Raw genomic sequence first — 17,822 nt, forward strand, 5'->3', positions numbered from 1 at the left:
TTCCGGGCGCCGGCCGGGTCTGTACCTTCGAGCGGGTCCGCGGCAGACACAATGAGCGGGCCCTGACCAGTCGCAGTGTTCTACCCCGTTGCCGTGTTCGATCCGGAGGCTGTCAATGACCACGCACGCCCGTCACACCGCGCGTACCCAGGATGATCTGAAGGCCCAGGCGGAGCAGCTCCGTGCGCTGCACCACGACGGCGGCCTGCTGGTCCTGCCCAACGTCTGGGACGCGGTCAGTGCGACCGTGGTGGCCGAGGCGGGGTTCCCGGCCGTCGCCACCGCCAGCGCCGCCGTCTCGGCGATGCTCGGCCTGCCCGACGGCGAGGGCGCGCCGTGGCAGGAGATGTTCGCCGCGGCCGGACGGATCGCGCGGGCGGTGTCGGTCCCGGTGACGGTGGACGCCGAGGCGGGATACGGCATGGAGCCGCGGGAGCTGGTGGACCGACTGCTGGAGATCGGCGCCGTCGGCTGCAACCTGGAGGACACCGACCACCGGGGCGGCGGCCTGACCGAGGCCGGTGCGCAGGCCCGGTGGCTCGCGGCGGTGCGCTCCGCCGCGGACGACGCCGGGGTGCCGATCGTGGTCAACGCCCGGGTGGACACCTTCCTGCCCGCCAACAAGGTGCCGGAGCAGCAACGGATCGAGGAGGCGATCCGACGGGGCCGGCTCTACCTGGACGCGGGCGCGGACTGCGTCTACCCGATCGCCGTCTCCCGCAGGAGCGACCTCGCCGCGCTGGTCGCGGGGCTGCCCGGTCCGGTCAACGGCAACAGCGGCGACGAGTTGGACCTGGCCGCGCTCCGGGAGCTGGGCGTCGCCCGGGTCTCCTACGGTCCCCGCTTCTACCGCGCGGCGATGGCCGGGCTCAGGACGGCGGTCGAGGGGCTGCTGACCTGACCCGGCTGCCCAGGAGGCCACGCGAACCGGTAGAACGCAACTTCGACACCGCCCGCGGAAGCGGTTACCTTCACCTGGTCCTCGGCGACCGACCGCGGTCGGTCGCACCGGAGTTCCCGCCGGATGCGCTGCTCGCGATCCGCACCAGGCACCCACGACCAGGGAGAGACGCATGCCCCGCCTTGCGCTGTACACCTTCGGCGTCCTGAAGTCGCCTCTCGCCGATCCCGGGCAGCTCACCCGCGAATTCCACGAGAGCGGCGAGGCCGTCTACCGGACGATGAGCCGACACCCCGGATACCTCGCCCACGCCGAGGCAGCGGACGGCGACCGGGGCACCATGTTCGAGCTGGACTGGGGCCCTTGGGGAGAGTTCGCCGCGCCGACCTGGTACGGCAAGGGCCGTACGGCGGAGAGCACCGCCCTGGCCGCGACCCTCTCGCTCTGGACCGACCTGGGCTCCGCCTTCGACGCCGTCTACACCGGCCTGCACCGCGGGGCGCTGAACCGGCGTCAGGACTGGTTCGAGCGGACGGGCCGCCCCGGCCACGTGTTCTGGTGGGTCTCCGACGGCGCGATACCCACCTGGCAGGAGGGGGTATCCCGGCTGGAGCACCTCCAGGACCACGGCTCCGTGCCGCATGCCTTCACCTTCCACCAGGCGTTCACCCCGGACGGAACGCCGACCAGGGGAAGCCGTACCGACAGCCGTGTCGACAGCCGAGGAGGCAGCAGTGGGGAAGCCCGAGCTTGAGTTCCACTTCCCGGACCGGGCGTGGACGGCGCCGCCGGGGGCCGGGGCCGGGGTGGCCGAGCGGGTGTTGGCGGAGGACGCGCGCGGGGAACGGCGGACCGCACTGGTGCGCTGGGAGCCGGGGACCGACACCTCCGGGGAGGGGGTGGCGCGGCACGACTTCTGGGAGGAGGTCTACCTCCTTGACGGCGCGATGCACGATCTGACGCTCAATCAGACCTTTTCCGCGGGCATGTACGCCTGCCGACCGCCGGGGATGGCACACGGTCCCTGGGTGTCGCCCGACGGGGTCACCATGCTGGTGTTCAGCTACCCCGCCGACCCGCCGCGTTGAAGCGGCGGGTCCGGCGGGCCCGCGAGGCACCGGACAGGCTGCCGACAGGGGGTCAGCAGCCGCCGTAGCCCTCCCAGTTGGCGACGGTGTCGGTGACGGTTCCGCCGTTGACGGACATGCTGCGGTTGGCCACGTAGGCGCAGCCCGCCGTCTCCTCGTTGTTGGACCAGTTGCCGTTGAGCGTGTACTTGTAGGCCAGGGTGGCGGCCTTGGCCGCGGTGATCGTCGCGGTGAAGTGGGTGGCGTCCACCCGGGTCATCAGCACGCCGTTCGCGGCCCAGTCGGTCTGGCCCTCACCGAGCGCGGAGAGGTTCCCGGCCAGGTAGACCTTGCCGGTGGCGGGGGTGCTCTCCGGGACGGTGACGTTCACGGTCTCGGTGACACCGGTCGGGGTGGGCGTGGGAGTCGGGGTGGGAGTAGGCGTGGGGGTGGGGGTGGGCGTCGGCGGGCTGCCGCAGGTGAAGGGGCCTTCCCAGTTGGCGACGGTGTCCGTGGTGGTGCCGCCGTTGATGACCAGGGTGCGGTTGCCGACGTAGCCGCAGCTGCTGGTCTCCTCGTTGTCGGACCAGTTCGCGCCGATCGTGTACTTGTACTGCAGCGTGGTCGGCCCAGCCGCGGTGATCGTGGCGGTCCAGTGCGTGGCGTCCACCCGGGTGAAGGCGATGCCGCTGGCGGCCCAGTCCGGCAGGCCGCCGCCCAGCGCGGAGAGGGTCCCGTCGAGGTAGACCTTCAGGCCGGTCTGGTCGGTGTAACCGGGGACGGTGACGTTGACGGTCTCCACGTTGTTCGCCGTGGTCAGGGCGCTGATGCTGTTGGAGGCCGCGGACTCGTTGCCGTCGGTGTCGAAGGCGGTGACGTGGTAGGTGTAGACGGTGGTCGGGCTCAGCCCGGTGTCGGTGTAGCCGGGGGCGGTGGTGGTGGCGACCGGCACCGGCGTGCCGCTCCCGGTGGCCCGGTAGACGTGGTACCCGGCGACCGTGCCGCCCGCGCTGTCGGTGGCGGCGGTCCAGGTCAGCGTGACGGTGGTGCTGGTCGCGCCGGTGCTGTTGAGCATGGTCGGCGGGTCCGGCGGCGGGCTCGGGGCCTTGGTGGTCGCGGTGACCGGGGCCGAGGCCGGGGAGGCGCCGATGTTGTTGTAGGCGGTGACGTCGTAGGTGTAGGCGGTGGACGGGGTCAGCCCGGTGTCGGCGAAGGTGGTGTTCGCGGTGGTGCCGACCAGCACCGGCGTGCCGCTTCCGGTGGCGCGGTAGACCTTGTAGCCGGCCGCCAGCGGCGCCCCGGTCCAGGACAGGGTGATCCCGGTGGTGTGCACCGCGGTGGCGGTCAGGCCGGTGGGCGCGGCGGGGGCCTTGGTGGGCGGCGCGGCGCAGGTGTCGAAGGTCTGGCAGACCACGGCCGGGGTGTCCACGTCCTGGCCCGCGGAGATGTCGATGGCCAGTCGGACGTACTGGGCCATGGCCCACATCAGCGGGGTGGCGGAGTCGTCCGGCTTGCCGTTGGTGAAGCCGTTGGTGCCGGTGGCCCCGTTCCAGACCTGTTCGGAGATCTGGTAGTCGGCGGCCGAGTCCGCCATGGTCTGCAGGGTGGTCTGAGCCCCGGTCAGATTGCCCGCGGCGACGTCGTACTCGCCGCGTTCGCCGCTGAGCACCGGCCAGGGCCGGCCGACGCCCGCGCCGGTGTAGTCGGCGCCGGAGGCGTTCTCGCCGTAGCCGTCGAAGTCGTAGCGGTGGTCGATCAGCCCTTCCGGGGTGCTGACCCCGATCTGCGCGTCGTCGACCGCCAGGGTGTTGCTGACCTGGGTGGAGCCGGGGGCCAGCACGCCCAGCCGGACCAGGTCCAGGAAGCTCTGGTCGACCACGGTGCGGTCGTCGTGGTTGCCGCCGCCGTTGGCGAGGCCGATGGTGGCCCCGGAGTTCGGCTGTCCGTCGGGGGTGATCCGGAGGAAGTAGCTGCCGTTCCCGTAGGAGCCGTTGGTGGTGTAGGTCCAGCCGACGACGTCGGCGGCCCAGCTCTTGGCGGTGGCGGTCCAGGACGCGGCGTCGGCGGTGTCGCCGTTGACGGTGGCGATCTGGGCGGCGCAGATCAGTCCGGCGATCTCGGCGGCGATGGTGGCGGGCGAGTAGCCGCCGTTCTCCTCCCAGCGCTCCTGTCCCGTGGTGGGGCCGTTGGCGGCGATGAAGGCAGCGGTGAGCTTGAGTCTGGCGAAGTCGGCGGCACCGGTGCGGCCGAGCTGGTAGGCCAGGATGATCGGGTCTGCTTGTTCGTCCTCCTGGTTGCCGCCCCACATCGGGTTGCCGTTGAGCCAGGAGTTCTGCTTGACCTGGCCGCTGGCGCTCTCCTCGTAGGTCAGGATGTAGGTCAGCGCGTCACTGGCGTCCTGCTTGTCGCCCGCGGCCAGCAGGGCGGAGGCCATCTGGTACTCGTCGCGGGTCCACACCAGGTGGTAGCCGTGCTGGCCGCCGCCGTCGGCGCTGACCGAGGCGCCCCAGGGGGTGGACGGGGAGGCCACGAAGGCGCCCACGTAGTTCTTGTCCTCGTCCGCCTTGGTCTCCATCAGCGCCACCTGGTACTGGGTGAGCAGCCCGGGGCTGGAACTGACGGACGCGGGCGGGGAGTTCAGGCCCTGGTTCCAGGTGTGCCAACCGGCCTGGAAGGCGCTCTCGGTGGCGCTGAACCCGGCGGCCAGCGAGGCTGTGGCGTCGCTGACGGCCGAGGCGGTGCTGCTGTCGAAGGCCAGGGCCAGGGTGAAGCTGGTGGAGCCGGTGGCGGCGACCGGGATCTGCGCGGTCTGCTCGATGTGTCCCGGGCCGGCGGTCGCGCTGTAGGGGGTGGTCAGCGCGTGGCTCGCGCCCAGTTGGGCGCTGCCGCTGCCGGCGGTGCCCACGTAGCCGGTGGAGGCGCTGCTGAACGGGACGGAGGCGGCCAGCGCGCTGGCGACCGGGCCGTTGGACGCGACCAGGTCGCCGCTGGCGCTGTCGGTGCTGCCGGAGTTGCCGTTGCCCTGGTTGTTCAGCTGCGGCAGGTAGTCCGCGTACAGCGACAGCGGGGTGGCGGTGTGGTTGGTGAAGGTGGTGTTGATCTCGATGACGGAGCGGTTCGGGTCGGCCACGTAGGTCTTGGTGATGGTGTACTTGCCGCTGGTCGCGGTGTTGGTCTGGGTCCAGGTCAGCGAGTCGGGGTCGGCCAGGGTGACGGTGTGCGCGGTGCTGTTGATCTCGTTGTCGGTGAAGCCGGAGCCGTCGGTGACGTAGAACTGCAGCCCGTAGCTGTCCGGGTTGTCGGTCTGCGGGTAGTAGACGTTCTGCAGCGCGCCGTTGGCGAGCAGGTACCAGACCTTGGAGGTCTGGCTGAGCGCGGTGGCGAAGCCCTGGGTGCCCAGGGGTTCGTTCCAGGTCGAGACCGATCCCGGGCCGCCCGGTGCGGTCGCGGCGGCGGCGGGCGGGGCGGCGGCCCCGAGTGCGGCGACGGCCGCCAGGGCGGCGACGGCGGCCAGCGCGGTCCACTTGACCGGGCCGCGGGGGGAGGAGCCGAGGTGGGGCGAGGGCGCGCGGAGGCGCGCACGTTGCACGGACATGGGGGTGCTCCTGCAGTACGGGTGGGGACTGCTGAAACGGGTCCGCGGACGCCTCGCGGCGCACCGGGACCCCCGCTGCCGGGCCGTCGTGGCGGCCGTCGAGCGACCGCGCGTGCCGGGCAGTAACCGTCGTTCGGCAAAGTCTTGCTGCAACTAGCAGCAAGCGCGGCTCAACCTAGTTGACCGCGTGTCAGCTGACCAGACCTCAGGAGCAGGGTTTTCAGAGCAGCGGCGAGAATCTGCAAGCTTCGGTAAGGAATTGCTTAACCGGCGGCGGTGAGCCGCTGCGGACCCGCCCCGTGGGTGCGGTCTAACCTCTGCAGCATGGCAACCGCGACACCGCAGAAGATCACCACATTCCTGATGTTCGAGGGCCGGGCGGAGGAGGCGATCGCCTACTACACCGCGCTGTTCGACGACGCCGAGGTCCTCGACGTCACCCGCTACGGCGCCGAGGGGCCGGGCCCGGAGGGCAGCGTCCACCGCGCCGTGTTCTCGATCGCCGGGCAGCAGTTCATGTGCATCGACAGCTATGTGAAGCACGCCTTCGGCTTCACCCCGGCGGTCTCGCTGTATGTGCGCTGCGAGAACGAGGCCGAGATCGACCGGCTGTACGCGGCCCTCGCCGAGCAGGGCTCGGAGCTGATGCCGCTGGACTGCTACGGCTTCAGTACGAAGTTCGGCTGGGTGAACGACCGCTTCGGCGTCTCCTGGCAGCTCGACCTGCTCACGGACCCGGATTCCGCGGAGTAATCGGAACGATCGTCCGTTTGTCGGACCTCTCGGTGGACACCCCTGGCGGGACGCGCCCCGGCCGCCTAGCGTTGAGCACCCGCCCGGCGACGAACACCGACGCAACGACCAGAAGGGGCCGCATGCCAGCCTTCCTGGGATCCCCCGCCATCGTCCTGCCACCCCATGCGGTCACCGTCGACGAGATCGTCGAGGACATCGGCCGCGCGCACCCGGACCACCCGCTGCTGACCCGCTGGAGCCGCATCGTCGGGCGCACCGGCGTCCAGCTGCGCCACTTCACCCAGCCGCTGAAGACCGTGGCCACCACCGAGGACATCGAGTCGCGCAACAACCGGGCCTTCGACGACGTCTGCGCCATGGGCGTCGAGGCGGCGGTCGGCGCGCTGCTCGGCAGCGGTCTCGATCCCGCCGACATCGACGCCGTGGTCACCAGCCACTCGACCGGCCTGGCCGTCCCCGGGCTCGATGTGCACCTGGTCAACAGCCTGCGGCTGAACCCCGCGGTGAGCCGGGTGCCGCTCACCCAGCTGGGGTGCGCCGGGGGCGCCCACGCCCTGGTCCGGGCGGCCGACTACCTGCGGGCCCACCCGGGGCGACGGGTCCTGGTGGTGGTCGCGGAGACGCTCAGCACGGTGTATCAGCACTCCGAGACCACCACCGAGAGCATGATCTACAAGGCCCTGTTCGGGGACTCCGCCGGGGCCGTCGTGGTGACCGACACCCCCGTCGGCGGCGGTCCGCGGATCGACGACACCTGGGAGTACGTCATCCCGGACAGCACCGAGCGCTACCGGATGCGCCTCGACGGCACCGGGCAGCACTTCGAGTCGACCGCGCAGGCGCTGGAGTCCATGGCGGACCTGATCCCCCCGCTGCTGGACTGGTACCGGCGCGACCCCGAGGACTCCCCCGCGTTCCTGATCGCGCACACCGGCGGTCCGCGCATCCTCAGCGACCTGCAGGCGGGGCTGGACTGCGCCCCCGAGCTGCTCGACCACTCCTGGGCCGGGCTGCGCGACCGCGGCAACCTGGGCGGCGTCGCCGTGCTGGACGTCCTCGCCCGTCACTTCACCGATCCGCCCGCGGCGGGATCGACCGGCCTGCTGGTCGGCGTGGGCCCCGGCTTCACCGCCGCCGCCTGCCGGACGACCTGGTCGGCGGAGTGACCGCGCCGACCGGGCCCGCGGCTACGCGCCGGCCTTCCCGGCCTTCCCGGCCTCGTCGGCCTTCCTGACCGCGGCGGCCACCTCGGCCGGGGAGGCGTTCCAGGGCGCGCCGTGACCGGGCAGGACCCAGGACGCCTCCAGCGCGGCGAGGCGCTCCAGCGAGGCCAGCGACTCGGCCGGATCGTCGGTGAACGGCGCGGGCTGCGGGCCGGTGCGCCCGGTCAGCACGTGCCGGGTGGTCAGCGCGTCACCGACGCAGACCGCGTCCGCGAGCGGCACGTGCACCGCGATGCTCCCCGGGGAGTGCCCCGGCATGCCCACGACCACCGGGCTCCCGGGCAGCTCCAGCACGTCGCCGTCGGCGACCTCGGTCACCTCCTGGACGTACCTGGTGCGCAGGCCGTTCTTGCGGAGCGAGTAGCCGAGGAAGCCGAGCGCGGGGCCGAGCCGCATCGGGCCCGCCGGAGTCTTGGGCTTCTCCCCGGTGCGGGTGCGGACGGCGTCGGCGGCGTGCACGAAGACCGGCACCCCGTGCTCGGTCCGCAGCCGCTCGGCGAAGCCGAGGTGGTCGGCGTCCCCGTGGGTCAGCACCAGCCCGCGGATGTCGGCGGCGGACTTGCCCAGCGCGCGCAGCTCGGCCTGCAGGTCGTTCCAGTGGCCGGGGAGGCCCGCGTCGATGAGGGTGATGCCCTCGGGGGTGTCGATCAGATAGCACGCCACCACGTCGTTTCCGAGGCGGTGCAGGTGCGGAGCGAGCTTCATGGTTTCCTCCTGGAGGGGTCCAGCGGCTACGATGGCTACGCTACATAGCCTTCATGGCTACGGTCAATAGCTTTTAGCCGCGGAAGGGCGGGCCGTCCGATGCCGACTCCTGAGAAGACCTCGCTGGGCACCATCGTCGCGGCGGGCCGGGACATCCTGGAATCCGGCGGCCGGGAGGGGCTGACCATGCAGAGCGTCGCCCAGCGGGTCGGGGTGCGCGCACCCTCCCTCTACAAGCACGTCCGCGACCGCGCGGCGCTGCTGGCCGCCGTGGCCGAGGCCTCCATCGAGGACCTGATCACCCGGCTGGAGGCGACCGACGGCTCGTTGGAGGAGCTGGCGCGCGAATACCGCGCCTTCGCCCAGGAGCGCCCCGAGGGCTTCCGGCTGATGCTGTCCGCGACCGCGGCGCCGGAGACGCCCGCCCGCGTCGCCGCGCCGATCCTGCGGGCGTCCCGGCAGCTCGCGGGCGAGGCGGAGGAGCTCGACGCCGCCCGGCTGGTGACCGCCTGGGTCACCGGCTTCATCGGGATGGAGCTGGCCGGCGCGTTCCGGCTGGGCGGGGACGTCGACCACGCCTTCGAGTACGGGATCGCCCATATGCGCCGCGCGCTGACGTCCCGTCCGCCCGCCTGAGCCTCCGGCTCTGGGCGTCCGGCTCTGGGCGCCCGCTCGGACGGACCCGACTCGGCGGGGGCGCTCCTGGCGGCGGGTCAGATCCCGGAAGGGGAGGCCGCCGGGGCGGAGTCCCGCACGGTCAGCCGGGTCGGCAGGATCAGCGGGCTGGGCTGCTGACCCTCGATCAGGCCGACCAGCATCCGGGCCATCTCGTGCCCCAGCGCGCGCACCGGCTGGTGCACCGTCGTCAGCGGCGGATGGGTGGAGCGGGCGCCGGCCAGGTCGTTGAAGCCGATCACGGCCACGTCCTCGGGCACCCGGCGGCCACGGTCCCGCAGTGTCCGCAGCGCGCCGACGGCCATGCCGTCCGAGGCGACAAACACGGCGTCGAGGTCGGGGTGCGCGTCCAGCAGCCGCCGCATCGCGACGGCCCCGCCCTCCTCGCTGAAGTCCCCCGGCTCGACGGCCGGACGGGGCAGGCCGGCCAGCGCGAGCCCTTCGGCGAAGCCCGCCTCGCGGGCCACCGCGACCTGGGTGTCGACGTGTCCGGTGACCATCACCGGCCGTCGGCGCCCGGTGCGGACCAGGTGCTCGGCGGCCAGCCGACCGCCGCCGCGGTTGTCCGCGTCCACGTACCAGCGCGGCTCGCCGGTCAGCGGGAGGCCGCCGAAGACCACCGGCAGTTCCCCCTCCTCGGCCAGCCGGCTCAGCGGGTCGTCCCCGCGCAGCGCCATCAGCATCACCCCGTCGGCCCGCCGGGAGCGCAGCATCTGCCGCAGCCGCTCCTTGCCCCGCGCGGTGTTGGCCAGCAGCAGGATCAGTTCGAACTCGGTCTGCTCCAGCGCCGCGCTGACGCCGACCGTGATCTCGGCGAAGAACGGGTCGGCGAACAGCCCCGGCTCGTCGCTCGACACGGCCAGCACGACCGCCCCGACCCGGCTCCGTGCCAGCGCCCGCGCGGTCGGGTTGGGCACGTAGCCCAGCTCGCGGACCGCCCGCGCGACGGCCTCCCGCTTGGCCCGGCTGACGTGCGGGACGTTGTTGATCGCACGGGACGCGGCAGTGCGCGAGACCCCGGCGCGTTCGGCCACCTCGTCGAGGGTCGGCAGACGCTTGGGCGACGGCTCCATGGAACGGCTGGCTCCCTTGAGGTCTCGGGCGACGGTCAGCGCCATGCTCCCACGCCCCGGCCACCCTGGTCGGCCGACCCTGCCGGGACCTCCGGATTGCCCCTGGCGGAATCCAGAAATGGTACCGCTTCCGGCTGGCCGTCCCGAAGGCCCTGTTCCACGGGGTGAGCCGACCGGCCGGTAGAACTGCTGGTGTTCAACGCATTGACACGGTCCTCCTCACACGTCAATCATCCATCTCGCATCCCACACGCGGATCGGATCCCAGCAAACCGGAAGCGCTTCCACACTCCTGGCCCCCTTCAGCAGCGAAGGAGTACCCCCCACATGCGAAGCCCTGCCCGTGCCCTGTCCCTGACCCTGGCCACCGCGCTCACCACCGCGCTGGTCGCCCTGCACACCGGCACCGCCTACGCGGCCAGCCCGGTCGGGATGACCAACGGCTTCTACGCCGACCCCAACTCCAGCGCCAAGCAGTGGGTCGCCGCCAACCCCGGCGACGGGCGCACCGCCGCCATCAAGGCCTCCATCGCCAAGACCCCCGCCGCTCGCTGGTTCGGCAACTGGAGCGGCACCATCGGCACCGCGACCGGCGCCTACGTCGGCGCCGCCGCGAACGCGGGCAAGCTGCCGATCCTGGTCGCCTACAACATCCCCAACCGGGACATCTGCGGCGGCCAGTCCGGCGGCGGCGCGGGCAGCGACGCCGCCTACGACACCTGGATAGCGGCCTTCGCCTCCGGCATCGGCAGCCGACCGGCCGTCGTCATCCTGGAGCCCGACTCGCTCGGGGACGAGAGCTGCATGACCTCGGCCCAGATAGCCGACCGCAACGCGCTGCTGAAGAACGCCATCACCCAGTTCAACAAGAAGGCGCCCAACACCTGGGTCTACCTGGACGCGGGCAATCCCGGCTGGATCAGCGCCGCGACCATGGCCAAGCACCTCGCCGCCGCCGGACTCAGCGGCGCGCACGGCTTCTCGCTCAACGTCTCCAACTTCTACACCACCGCCCAGAACACCAGCTACGGCAACTCCGTCAACGCGACCCTCCGCTCCTCCTCCGGCTACACCAAGCCGTATGTGATCGACACCAGCCGCAACGGCAAAGGCTCCAACGGCAGTTGGTGCAACCCGGCCGGACGGGAACTGGGCACCCCCAGCAAGCTCGGCGGCGGCGCCGAGATGCTGCTGTGGATCAAGACCCCCGGCGAGTCCGACGGCAACTGCGGCACCGGGGCCGGCTCGGCCGCCGGACAGTTCCTGCCCCAGGTCGCCTACGACCTCGTCTACGGCTACTGAACCCGGCCCACGTCAGGATGCGTGCTCCGCGCCCCGCCGTTCAGCCGGCGGCGGGGCCCAGCCGGGTCAGGGTGTCGAGCAGGCGGGCCCGGCTGACGAACACCTCGGGCGGGAGCGACACGTAGAGCTGGATCGTGGTCACCCCGGGCCGGTGGTAGCGGAGGATGCGCTCGCGGCACTCCTCCGGCGAGCCGCTGATGAACAGGCCGTCCACCACCTCGTCCGGCAGCGCCTTCTGCGCGCCCTCCGGATCGCCCGCGGCCCACAACTCGTGTGACTCGCGCAGCAGTTCGCCGTGGCCGAGCCACTCGTGGAATTTGCGGTAGGGCTCGCGGTTGAGGATCCAGGCCAGGAACGGCCTGGTGGCCCGGCGCGCGTACTCGGTGTCCTCGGTCGGGCAGACGAACACCTTCACCACCAGCTCCTTGCCCGGGGGTTGCGGGCCGACCGCGTCCAGCACCTTCGGCACGTCCTCGGGGAAGAGCAGGTTGGTGATGGCGCCGTCGCCCTCGGTGAAGCCCAGCTTGAGCATGCCGGGGCGCAGCGCGCCGAGGATCACCTTGACCGGGTCGGCGGGCGGGTGCGGCAGTTGGTAGCCGGTGATCGAGAAGGTGTCGAAGTCCCCGGAGACGTGCTCGCCGCGCAGCGCCCTGGTGACGAAGCGGAGCACGTCCCTGGTGCGCTTGAACGGTTCGTCGAAGGGGATGCCGTTGATGTCGGTGACATGCGCGGGGACCGACGCGCCGATCCCCAGCAGCAGCCGTCCGGGGGCGAGTTGGGCCAGGGTCGCGGCGGTCTGGGCGAGCACGGCCGGTCCCCGGGTGTGCACCGGGACGATGCCGGTGCCGATGCGCAGGCTCGGGGACCAGGCCGCGGTCGCGGCCAGCGGGGTGAACGCGTCGGTGCCGCCGCCCTCGGCGCTCCAGACGTCGGTGTAGCCGAGGTCGGGCAGCCGCTCGACGATGAAGCGGTGCCGGTCGATGGTGAGTCCGGGCAGCGGGACGGTGAGGCCCCAGCGGGGCGGGAGGCTCTGCGGGAGCGTCATGGCGGTGCCCGTTCTTCCTGGGTGGCGGTGGCGGATTCGGGAGGGGTGATCGGTTGCTTCTGCGGTTACTTCTGGACCCAGACCCCGGTCAGGTCGAGGAACCAGGACTGCGGCTGGACGAAGCCGTGCACCTTCGGCGAAAGCGCCCGCGGGTCGCGGTCGTTGACGACGAACAGCCAGGGCGCGTCCTGGGTCACCCGGTCCAGCGCCTGGGTGTAGTCGGTCTTCCGGGTGCCCTGGTCGAGCGAGGACGAGGCGGCGGCGAAAAGGCGGTCCACGGCCGGGTCGGAGTAGTGGCCGGTCCAGAACGGGCTGTTGCTGCCCAGGAACAGCGGCAGCAGCGACTCGGACTGAAACAGGGTGGTGGACTGGGCCAGCGCGTCGGAGCCCAGCGCGACCTGGCCCTTGGCCTCGGCCCCGAGCAGCGAGGACCAGTCGGTGGTGCGGATCTTCACGGTGATCCCGACCACCGCCAGGTCGCGTTGGATCGCCTCGGCGATCGGGACCGGCAGCAGGTTGCCGGAGCCGGCGGTCGGGACGGTGACGGTGCTGCTGAACCCGTGCGGGTAGCCGGCCTCCGCGAGCAGCTGCTTGGCCTTGGCCGGGTCGTAGGAGTAGACGTTCCCGGCCGGGTCGTAGGCCAGGGTGCCCTTGGGGGCGGCCTGGTAGGCGGGGGCGGCGGTGCCGTGCAGCAGGTCGTCGGCGATGGCGGCGCGGTTGACGGCGTAGTTGGCGGCCTGACGGACCTTCAGGTTGTTCCAGGGGGCCTTGGACCGGTCCAGGATCCAGTACCAGATGTGGTCGTAGCTGTTGGTGTCGACCTTGGCCCCGGCGGCGGTGAGGGCGGCGATGTCGTCCGGGTTGGGGTAGTCGATCAGGTTGACGTCGCCGGAGCGGAGCGCGGCGGTGCGGGCTGCCGCGTCGGGCAGGGACTTGACGACCAGTCGGTCCAGCTTGGGGGCTCCGCGCCAGTAGGTCGTGTTGGCGACCAGGTCGATCTCCTGGTTGCCCGACTCCGAGGCGAAGGCGAACGGGCCGGTGCCGACCGGGTGCTGGGAGAAGCCGGTGTCGCCGTACTTCGCGACCGCGGTGGGGCTGGCGATCAGGAGGTGGGTCAGGTCGTCGGTGAAGTGCCCGTTGGCGGCCTTGGTGACCAGGACCACGTGGTCGGCGTCCACCTTGCGGTAGGAGGCGATGTCGCCGCCGTACTCCTGCGCGGCGGCGCCGAGCGCGGCGGAGTAGTAGCGGCTGCCCTTCTTGAAGTAGCGGTCCAGGTTGAAGACCACGGCGTCGGCGTCGAAGGGGGTGCCGTCCTGGAAGGTGACGCCCTTGCGCAGGGTGAAGGTCCAGGTGACGCCGTCCGGGGCGACCGTCCAGGAGGAGGCCAGCGCGGAGGTGACCGGGGCGGGCCGGTCGGTGTGCGTGAGCAGGTCGTAGCGGGTGAGGCCCTCGTAGATCTGGAAGCTGACCAGGCTGGTGCCCTCGTAGCCGGCTCCGCCGAGGATGGTGTCCGGGTTGGGGAGGGTCCCGGTGGCGCCGACGACCAGGGTTCCGCCGCGGGCCGCCGCGGGTGCGGCGGAGCCGGTGTGGTCGGTGTGGTTGGTGGAGCCGCAGGCGGCGGCGCCGAACAGGCAGAAGAAGGCGGTGGCCAGGACGGCCGCGGCTCTGGAGCGGGCGCGGGTGGGGACGGTGCGGGCAGCGGGGTCGGGGTACGGCATGGTTGCGTGGCTCCTGGGGACGGTGGTGCTCGGCGGGCGGGGGCGGCGGTGGGCGTGGACGGTGGGTGGTGGGCGGCGGCGGACGGCGGACGGCGGATGGCGGGCGGTCGGGCGTCAGTGGTTGGGGGCGGGGGGTGGGGTGCGGCCGGTGGAGGCGGCGAGCAGGGCTCGGGTGTAGGGGTGTTGCGGGTGGTCCCAGACCTGGTCGGCGGGGCCCTCCTCGACCACGCGGCCGTGCCGCAGCACCGACACCCGGTGGGCGAGGTGGCGGACGACCGCCAGGTCGTGCGAGATGAAGAGGTAGGCCAGGCCCCGGGTCTGCTGAAGCTCCGTCAGCAGGTCCAGTACCTGGGCCTGGACGCCCCGGTCCAGCGCGGAGGTCGGCTCGTCGCAGACCACCAGGTCGGGGCCGGTGGCGAGGGCACGGGCGATGGCGACCCGCTGCACCTGTCCGCCGGACAGCTCGCGGGGGAAGCGGCGGGCCAGCGCCGGGTCGAGGCCGACCTGTCGGAACAGTTCGGCGGTCAGCTCGGTCCGCTCGGCGCGCGGGGTGCGCTGGGCGGCCAGGACGAAGCCCACCGCCGAACCGGCCCGCAGTGCGGGGTTGAGCGAGCCGCGGGGGTTCTGCGGGACGAACTGCAGCCGGGCCCTGACCGAGCGGGACGCGCGTCCGCGCAGCCGGTACGGGTCCTGCCCGTCGAAGCGGACGGCACCGGTGTCCGGGGCGGCCAGGCCGAGGACCAGCCGGGCCAGGGTGGACTTGCCCGAACCCGACTCGCCGACCAGCCCGACGGTCCCGCCGCGGGCGACCGAGAGGTCGACCCCGTCCAGCACGGCACCCGCCCGCGGGTAGGACTTCCCCACGGCCCGCACCGACAGCAGGTGCCCGGTGGGTGGCGCAGCGGATGCCGAAGGCGAGGGCGCGGTGGAGGCCGCAGGCGGTGGGGTGGTCATCGAGGGGTTCCCGGCTGTGCGGTGACGAGGTCGGTGGTGAAGGGGTGGGCGGGGTGGTCGAGGATCTGGTCGGCCGGGCCGGTCTCGACCACGCGGCCCGCGCGCATCACCGCGACCGTCCCGCCGGTCCCGCGGGCCACCGCGAGGTCGTGGGTGACCAGCAGCAGGGCGATGCCGCGTTCGGCGCGGAGCCTCCCGAACAGGTCCAGCACCTGGGCCTGGACCAGGGCGTCCAGGGCGGTGGTGGGTTCGTCGGCGACCAGCAGCCGCGGGCCGCAGCACACCGCGAGGGCGATCGCCGCGCGCTGCCGCTGCCCGCCGGACAGTTCGTGCGGGAAGCTGCGGGCGACCCGGTCGGGGTCGGCGATCCCGACCGACTCCAGCAGCGCGGGCACCGCACCGCGGGCCGCCCTGCGGCTGTCGGCCGCCCCGTGCCGCCGCAGCACCTCGGTCAGTTGGGCACCGATCCGGCGCAGCGGGTCCAGCGAGCCGGTGGGGTCCTGCGGGACGTAGCCGACCCGGCGACCGCGGATGCCGGACAGCGCGCGTTCGTCCAAGCTCCGCAGGTCCTGGCCGTCGAGGACGATCCGCCCGGTGGCCCTGGCGGACCGGCCGGGCAGCCCGAGCAGCGACCTGGCCACCGTGGTCTTGCCGCTGCCGGACTCCCCCAGCAGCACCAGCGCCTCGCCGCCGCGCAGGGTGAAGGACACCCGGTCCACCGCCCGGGTCGCGCCCCCGGCGTGGTGGTGGGTGACCGTCAGGTCGCTGACCTGGAGCAGTGGGGCGCTCATCGCAGCGCCCCCGCCCGCAGGTCTCCGGCGTCGCCGAGGCGGCGGCGCAGCGCCTCACCCAGCGTGTTGAAGACCACCGACACGGCCAGGATCACCAGCGCGGGCATCACCGCCACCTGGGGGTGGGTCAGCAGGCTGGGCCGCAGCTCGTCCAGCATCGCGCCCCACTCGGCGGCCGGAGGGGCGACGCCGAGGCCGAGGAAGGAGAGCCCGGCGGCGTAGACGATGGACAGGCCGACCAGGGAGGAGCAGTAGACCAGCACCACCGGCGCGACCACCGGGGCGACCTGACGCAGCGCCACCGCGGTCCGCCCGGCCCCGCTGACCCGGGCGGCCTCCAGGAACTCGGCCGAGCGGATCCGCCGTACCTCGGTGAACACCACCCGGGTCACCGCCGGGGTGAGCACCACCGACAGCGAGAGCACCACCGCGCCGAGGCCGGTGTCCAGCAGGGTGGCGATGGCCATCGCCAGCAGGATGCCGGGGAACGCGTAGAGCACGTCGAGTGAGCGCAGCAGTGCCTGCTCGGTCGCCCTGCCGCCGAGTCCGGCGGTGACGCCAGCGCGCTGCCGGCCAGCGCGGCGATCGCGACCGGGGCGAAGCCGCCGATCAGCGAGGGGCGGGCGGCCCAGATCAGCCTGCTGAGCACGTCCCGGCCCTGGCCGTCGGTGCCGAGCAGGTGGCCGGGGCTGCCGGGGTCGAGCAGCCGGGTCTGCAGTGTGCCGGTGGTCGGGCCGTAGGGGGCGAGCAACGGCGCGGCCAGCGCGACCAGGATCAGCAGCCCGGCGAGGACCAGCGGGAGCAGCAGCCCGGCGTGGCGGCGCAGCGGGCCCGCCGCGGGGGCCGCCGGGGCCGGGGCGGGCGCGGGGGCGGGCAGGGTGGTCAGGGAGGTCATCGCCGGTCAGCCCCGGACCCGGGGGTCGATCGCCGCGTGGGCGGTGTCGACCAGGATGTTGACGCCGACGAAGGCGGTGGCGACCAGCAGCACGCCGCCCTCGATCACCGGCAGGTCGCGGGCGGACAGGGCGTTGTAGAGCAGTTGCCCGATGCCGGGCCAGGAGAACAGCGTCTCCACGAAGACCACTCCTTCCAGCAGGTAGGCGAGTTGCAGGCCGCCGATGGTGAGCAGCGCGGGCGAGGCGTTGTGCAGGCAGTGCCGGAGCACCGCGGTCCGGCTCAGGCCGCGGGCCCGCAGGCTGTCCGGCAGTTCGCCGTCCAGTACCGATCCCAGCGCGGCCCGGAACACCCGGGCGGTGAGCCCCAGCGGCACCAGCGCGGCGGCGACCGCGGGCAGCACCAGGTGCCGCAGCAGGTCGGCCGCCCCGCCGTCGCCGAAGACGTCGTGGGTGCCTCCGGCCGGAAGCAGCTGCCAGTGCACCGCGAAGACCGCGATCAGCAGCAGCGACACCGAGTACTGCGGGGCGGAGACGGAGAGGGTGCCGATCGCGCCCGTGAGCCGTCCGACCGGGCCGCGGGGCCGGAGCGCGCCCAGGCTGCCGAGCGCCGCCCCGCCGACCAGGACCAGCAGGAACGAGCAGGAGGCGAGCAGCAGGGTCTCCCCGAAGGCGGGCAGCAGCAGTTGCGAGACCGGGCGCTGGGTGGCGATCGAGGTGCCGAGGTCGCCGTGCAGCGCGTGCCAGAGCCAGCTGCCGTAGCGTTCCGGCAGCGGCAGGTCCAGGCCGAGCCGCCGGGTCAGCTCGCGGCGGGCCTCGGGCGGGGCGCCGGGGCCGAGGAAGTTGCCGACCGGGTCGCCGGGCACCAGGGCGACGGTCGCGAAGACCACCACCGACACCCCCAGCAGCGTCGGCACGGCCAGCAGCAGCCGCCGTCGCAGGAACCGTCTCATCGCCGAACGCCTGCGGGGACTGGCATGGTCATCCTTCCGGTGGAGGGTGAAGTCCCTCGTCAGCGCGGCGGTGCCGGGACGTCCGCCGCTGCCTCGAAGCATGCGTGGGGCGGCCGGTGACAACCAGTCAGGCGTTCATGCGGTGACCGTGGGTCATAGGACCGGCGGGAC

16 protein-coding genes are annotated in these 17,822 nt (G+C 72.8%); 7 read left to right on the plus strand and 9 right to left on the minus strand.

The features are described from left to right. Positions 1-115: 115 nt before the first annotated feature. The 3 genes from ACEZDE_RS02520 (at position 116) to ACEZDE_RS02530 (ending at position 1,989) form a co-directional block, all read left to right on the plus strand. Positions 116-901, plus strand: a complete 786-nt coding sequence (locus tag ACEZDE_RS02520; RefSeq protein ID WP_380531407.1) for an isocitrate lyase/PEP mutase family protein — start codon at positions 116-118, stop codon at positions 899-901. Positions 902-1,073: 172 nt separating this feature from the next. Continuing rightward, positions 1,074-1,655 carry a DUF3291 domain-containing protein gene (locus ACEZDE_RS02525; protein ID WP_380531410.1) on the plus strand — a complete coding sequence of 194 codons (582 nt, stop codon included), beginning with the start codon at positions 1,074-1,076 and terminating at the stop codon, positions 1,653-1,655. Continuing rightward, entirely contained in the window at positions 1,636-1,989 is a 354-nt protein-coding gene (locus ACEZDE_RS02530; RefSeq protein ID WP_380531412.1) for a cupin domain-containing protein, read from the plus strand. Before ACEZDE_RS02525 ends, ACEZDE_RS02530 begins: the two co-directional genes overlap by 20 nt. A 52-nt stretch (positions 1,990-2,041) precedes the next feature. On the opposite strand, the gene ACEZDE_RS02535 is transcribed toward ACEZDE_RS02530, so the two are convergent. Then, on the minus strand, positions 2,042-5,563 hold the full coding sequence (locus ACEZDE_RS02535; protein ID WP_380531415.1) for a glycoside hydrolase family 15 protein: 3,522 nt from the start codon (positions 5,561-5,563) through the stop codon (positions 2,042-2,044). A gap of 324 nt (positions 5,564-5,887) precedes the next feature. On the opposite strand from ACEZDE_RS02535, the gene ACEZDE_RS02540 reads away from it, so the two are divergent. Next, positions 5,888-6,316, plus strand: a complete 429-nt coding sequence (locus ACEZDE_RS02540; RefSeq protein ID WP_380531418.1) for a VOC family protein — start codon at positions 5,888-5,890, stop codon at positions 6,314-6,316. Positions 6,317-6,438: 122 nt separating this feature from the next. Beyond that, positions 6,439-7,485: a type III polyketide synthase gene (locus tag ACEZDE_RS02545; RefSeq protein ID WP_380531421.1), complete on the plus strand. Its 1,047-nt coding sequence runs from the start codon at positions 6,439-6,441 to the stop codon at positions 7,483-7,485. A gap of 21 nt (positions 7,486-7,506) precedes the next feature. On the opposite strand, the gene ACEZDE_RS02550 is transcribed toward ACEZDE_RS02545, so the two are convergent. After that, entirely contained in the window at positions 7,507-8,247 is a 741-nt protein-coding gene (locus ACEZDE_RS02550) for an MBL fold metallo-hydrolase (RefSeq protein ID WP_380531424.1), read from the minus strand. A gap of 99 nt (positions 8,248-8,346) precedes the next feature. Between ACEZDE_RS02550 and ACEZDE_RS02555 the strand changes: the two genes are divergently transcribed. Next, positions 8,347-8,883: a TetR-like C-terminal domain-containing protein gene (locus tag ACEZDE_RS02555; protein ID WP_380531427.1), complete on the plus strand. Its 537-nt coding sequence runs from the start codon at positions 8,347-8,349 to the stop codon at positions 8,881-8,883. Between the two features lie 77 nt (positions 8,884-8,960). Here ACEZDE_RS02555 and ACEZDE_RS02560 read toward each other — a convergent pair whose 3' ends face one another. Then, the gene (locus tag ACEZDE_RS02560; protein WP_380532309.1) at positions 8,961-9,995 is read right to left on the minus strand and encodes a LacI family DNA-binding transcriptional regulator; all 1,035 of its coding nucleotides are present in this window, start codon (positions 9,993-9,995) and stop codon (positions 8,961-8,963) included. 327 nt (positions 9,996-10,322) lie between these two features. On the opposite strand from ACEZDE_RS02560, the gene ACEZDE_RS02565 reads away from it, so the two are divergent. Next, positions 10,323-11,297, plus strand: coding sequence for a glycoside hydrolase family 6 protein (locus tag ACEZDE_RS02565; protein ID WP_380531430.1), 975 nt, complete (start codon positions 10,323-10,325; stop codon positions 11,295-11,297). 40 nt (positions 11,298-11,337) lie between these two features. Here ACEZDE_RS02565 and ACEZDE_RS02570 read toward each other — a convergent pair whose 3' ends face one another. The 6 genes from ACEZDE_RS02570 to ACEZDE_RS02595 all read right to left on the minus strand — a co-directional run bounded on the left by ACEZDE_RS02570 (position 11,338) and on the right by ACEZDE_RS02595 (position 17,651). Beyond that, entirely contained in the window at positions 11,338-12,342 is a 1,005-nt protein-coding gene (locus ACEZDE_RS02570) for an LLM class F420-dependent oxidoreductase (protein WP_380531433.1), read from the minus strand. 65 nt (positions 12,343-12,407) lie between these two features. Next, positions 12,408-14,060 (minus strand): ABC transporter substrate-binding protein, encoded by a 1,653-nt coding sequence (locus tag ACEZDE_RS02575; RefSeq protein ID WP_380531436.1) that lies wholly within the window; start codon positions 14,058-14,060, stop codon positions 12,408-12,410. A 114-nt stretch (positions 14,061-14,174) separates the two neighbouring features. Then, positions 14,175-15,014: an ATP-binding cassette domain-containing protein gene (locus tag ACEZDE_RS02580; RefSeq protein WP_380531439.1), complete on the minus strand. Its 840-nt coding sequence runs from the start codon at positions 15,012-15,014 to the stop codon at positions 14,175-14,177. Then, complete coding sequence (locus tag ACEZDE_RS02585) at positions 15,011-15,805, minus strand: ABC transporter ATP-binding protein (RefSeq protein WP_380531442.1); 795 nt, start codon at positions 15,803-15,805, stop codon at positions 15,011-15,013. Before ACEZDE_RS02585 ends, ACEZDE_RS02580 begins: the two co-directional genes overlap by 4 nt. After that, positions 15,802-16,710 (minus strand): ABC transporter permease, encoded by a 909-nt coding sequence (locus ACEZDE_RS02590; RefSeq protein WP_380532312.1) that lies wholly within the window; start codon positions 16,708-16,710, stop codon positions 15,802-15,804. The genes ACEZDE_RS02585 and ACEZDE_RS02590 overlap by 4 nt, the downstream gene beginning before the upstream one ends. Next, positions 16,707-17,651, minus strand: coding sequence for an ABC transporter permease (locus ACEZDE_RS02595; protein ID WP_380531445.1), 945 nt, complete (start codon positions 17,649-17,651; stop codon positions 16,707-16,709). The genes ACEZDE_RS02590 and ACEZDE_RS02595 overlap by 4 nt, the downstream gene beginning before the upstream one ends. Between the last annotated feature and the right edge of the window lie 171 nt (positions 17,652-17,822).

Origin of the sequence: Streptacidiphilus cavernicola, from assembly GCF_042510955.1 — a bacterium.
Lineage (GTDB): Bacteria > Actinomycetota > Actinomycetes > Streptomycetales > Streptomycetaceae > Streptacidiphilus > Streptacidiphilus cavernicola.

What these genes read in the sequence shown, in the direction of transcription:
- ACEZDE_RS02520 (WP_380531407.1), top strand. Translation starts at nt 116, where the DNA reads ATGACCACGCACGCCCGTCACACCGCGCGTACCCAGGATGATCTGAAG.
- ACEZDE_RS02525 (WP_380531410.1), top strand. Translation starts at nt 1,074, where the DNA reads ATGCCCCGCCTTGCGCTGTACACCTTCGGCGTCCTGAAGTCGCCTCTC.
- ACEZDE_RS02535 (WP_380531415.1), bottom strand. Translation starts at nt 5,563, where the DNA reads ATGTCCGTGCAACGTGCGCGCCTCCGCGCGCCCTCGCCCCACCTCGGC.
- ACEZDE_RS02540 (WP_380531418.1), top strand. Translation starts at nt 5,888, where the DNA reads ATGGCAACCGCGACACCGCAGAAGATCACCACATTCCTGATGTTCGAG.
- ACEZDE_RS02545 (WP_380531421.1), top strand. Translation starts at nt 6,439, where the DNA reads ATGCCAGCCTTCCTGGGATCCCCCGCCATCGTCCTGCCACCCCATGCG.
- ACEZDE_RS02550 (WP_380531424.1), bottom strand. Translation starts at nt 8,247, where the DNA reads ATGAAGCTCGCTCCGCACCTGCACCGCCTCGGAAACGACGTGGTGGCG.
- ACEZDE_RS02555 (WP_380531427.1), top strand. Translation starts at nt 8,347, where the DNA reads ATGCCGACTCCTGAGAAGACCTCGCTGGGCACCATCGTCGCGGCGGGC.
- ACEZDE_RS02560 (WP_380532309.1), bottom strand. Translation starts at nt 9,995, where the DNA reads ATGGAGCCGTCGCCCAAGCGTCTGCCGACCCTCGACGAGGTGGCCGAA.
- ACEZDE_RS02565 (WP_380531430.1), top strand. Translation starts at nt 10,323, where the DNA reads ATGCGAAGCCCTGCCCGTGCCCTGTCCCTGACCCTGGCCACCGCGCTC.
- ACEZDE_RS02570 (WP_380531433.1), bottom strand. Translation starts at nt 12,342, where the DNA reads ATGACGCTCCCGCAGAGCCTCCCGCCCCGCTGGGGCCTCACCGTCCCG.
- ACEZDE_RS02575 (WP_380531436.1), bottom strand. Translation starts at nt 14,060, where the DNA reads ATGCCGTACCCCGACCCCGCTGCCCGCACCGTCCCCACCCGCGCCCGC.
- ACEZDE_RS02580 (WP_380531439.1), bottom strand. Translation starts at nt 15,014, where the DNA reads ATGACCACCCCACCGCCTGCGGCCTCCACCGCGCCCTCGCCTTCGGCA.
- ACEZDE_RS02585 (WP_380531442.1), bottom strand. Translation starts at nt 15,805, where the DNA reads ATGAGCGCCCCACTGCTCCAGGTCAGCGACCTGACGGTCACCCACCAC.
- ACEZDE_RS02595 (WP_380531445.1), bottom strand. Translation starts at nt 17,651, where the DNA reads ATGAGACGGTTCCTGCGACGGCGGCTGCTGCTGGCCGTGCCGACGCTG.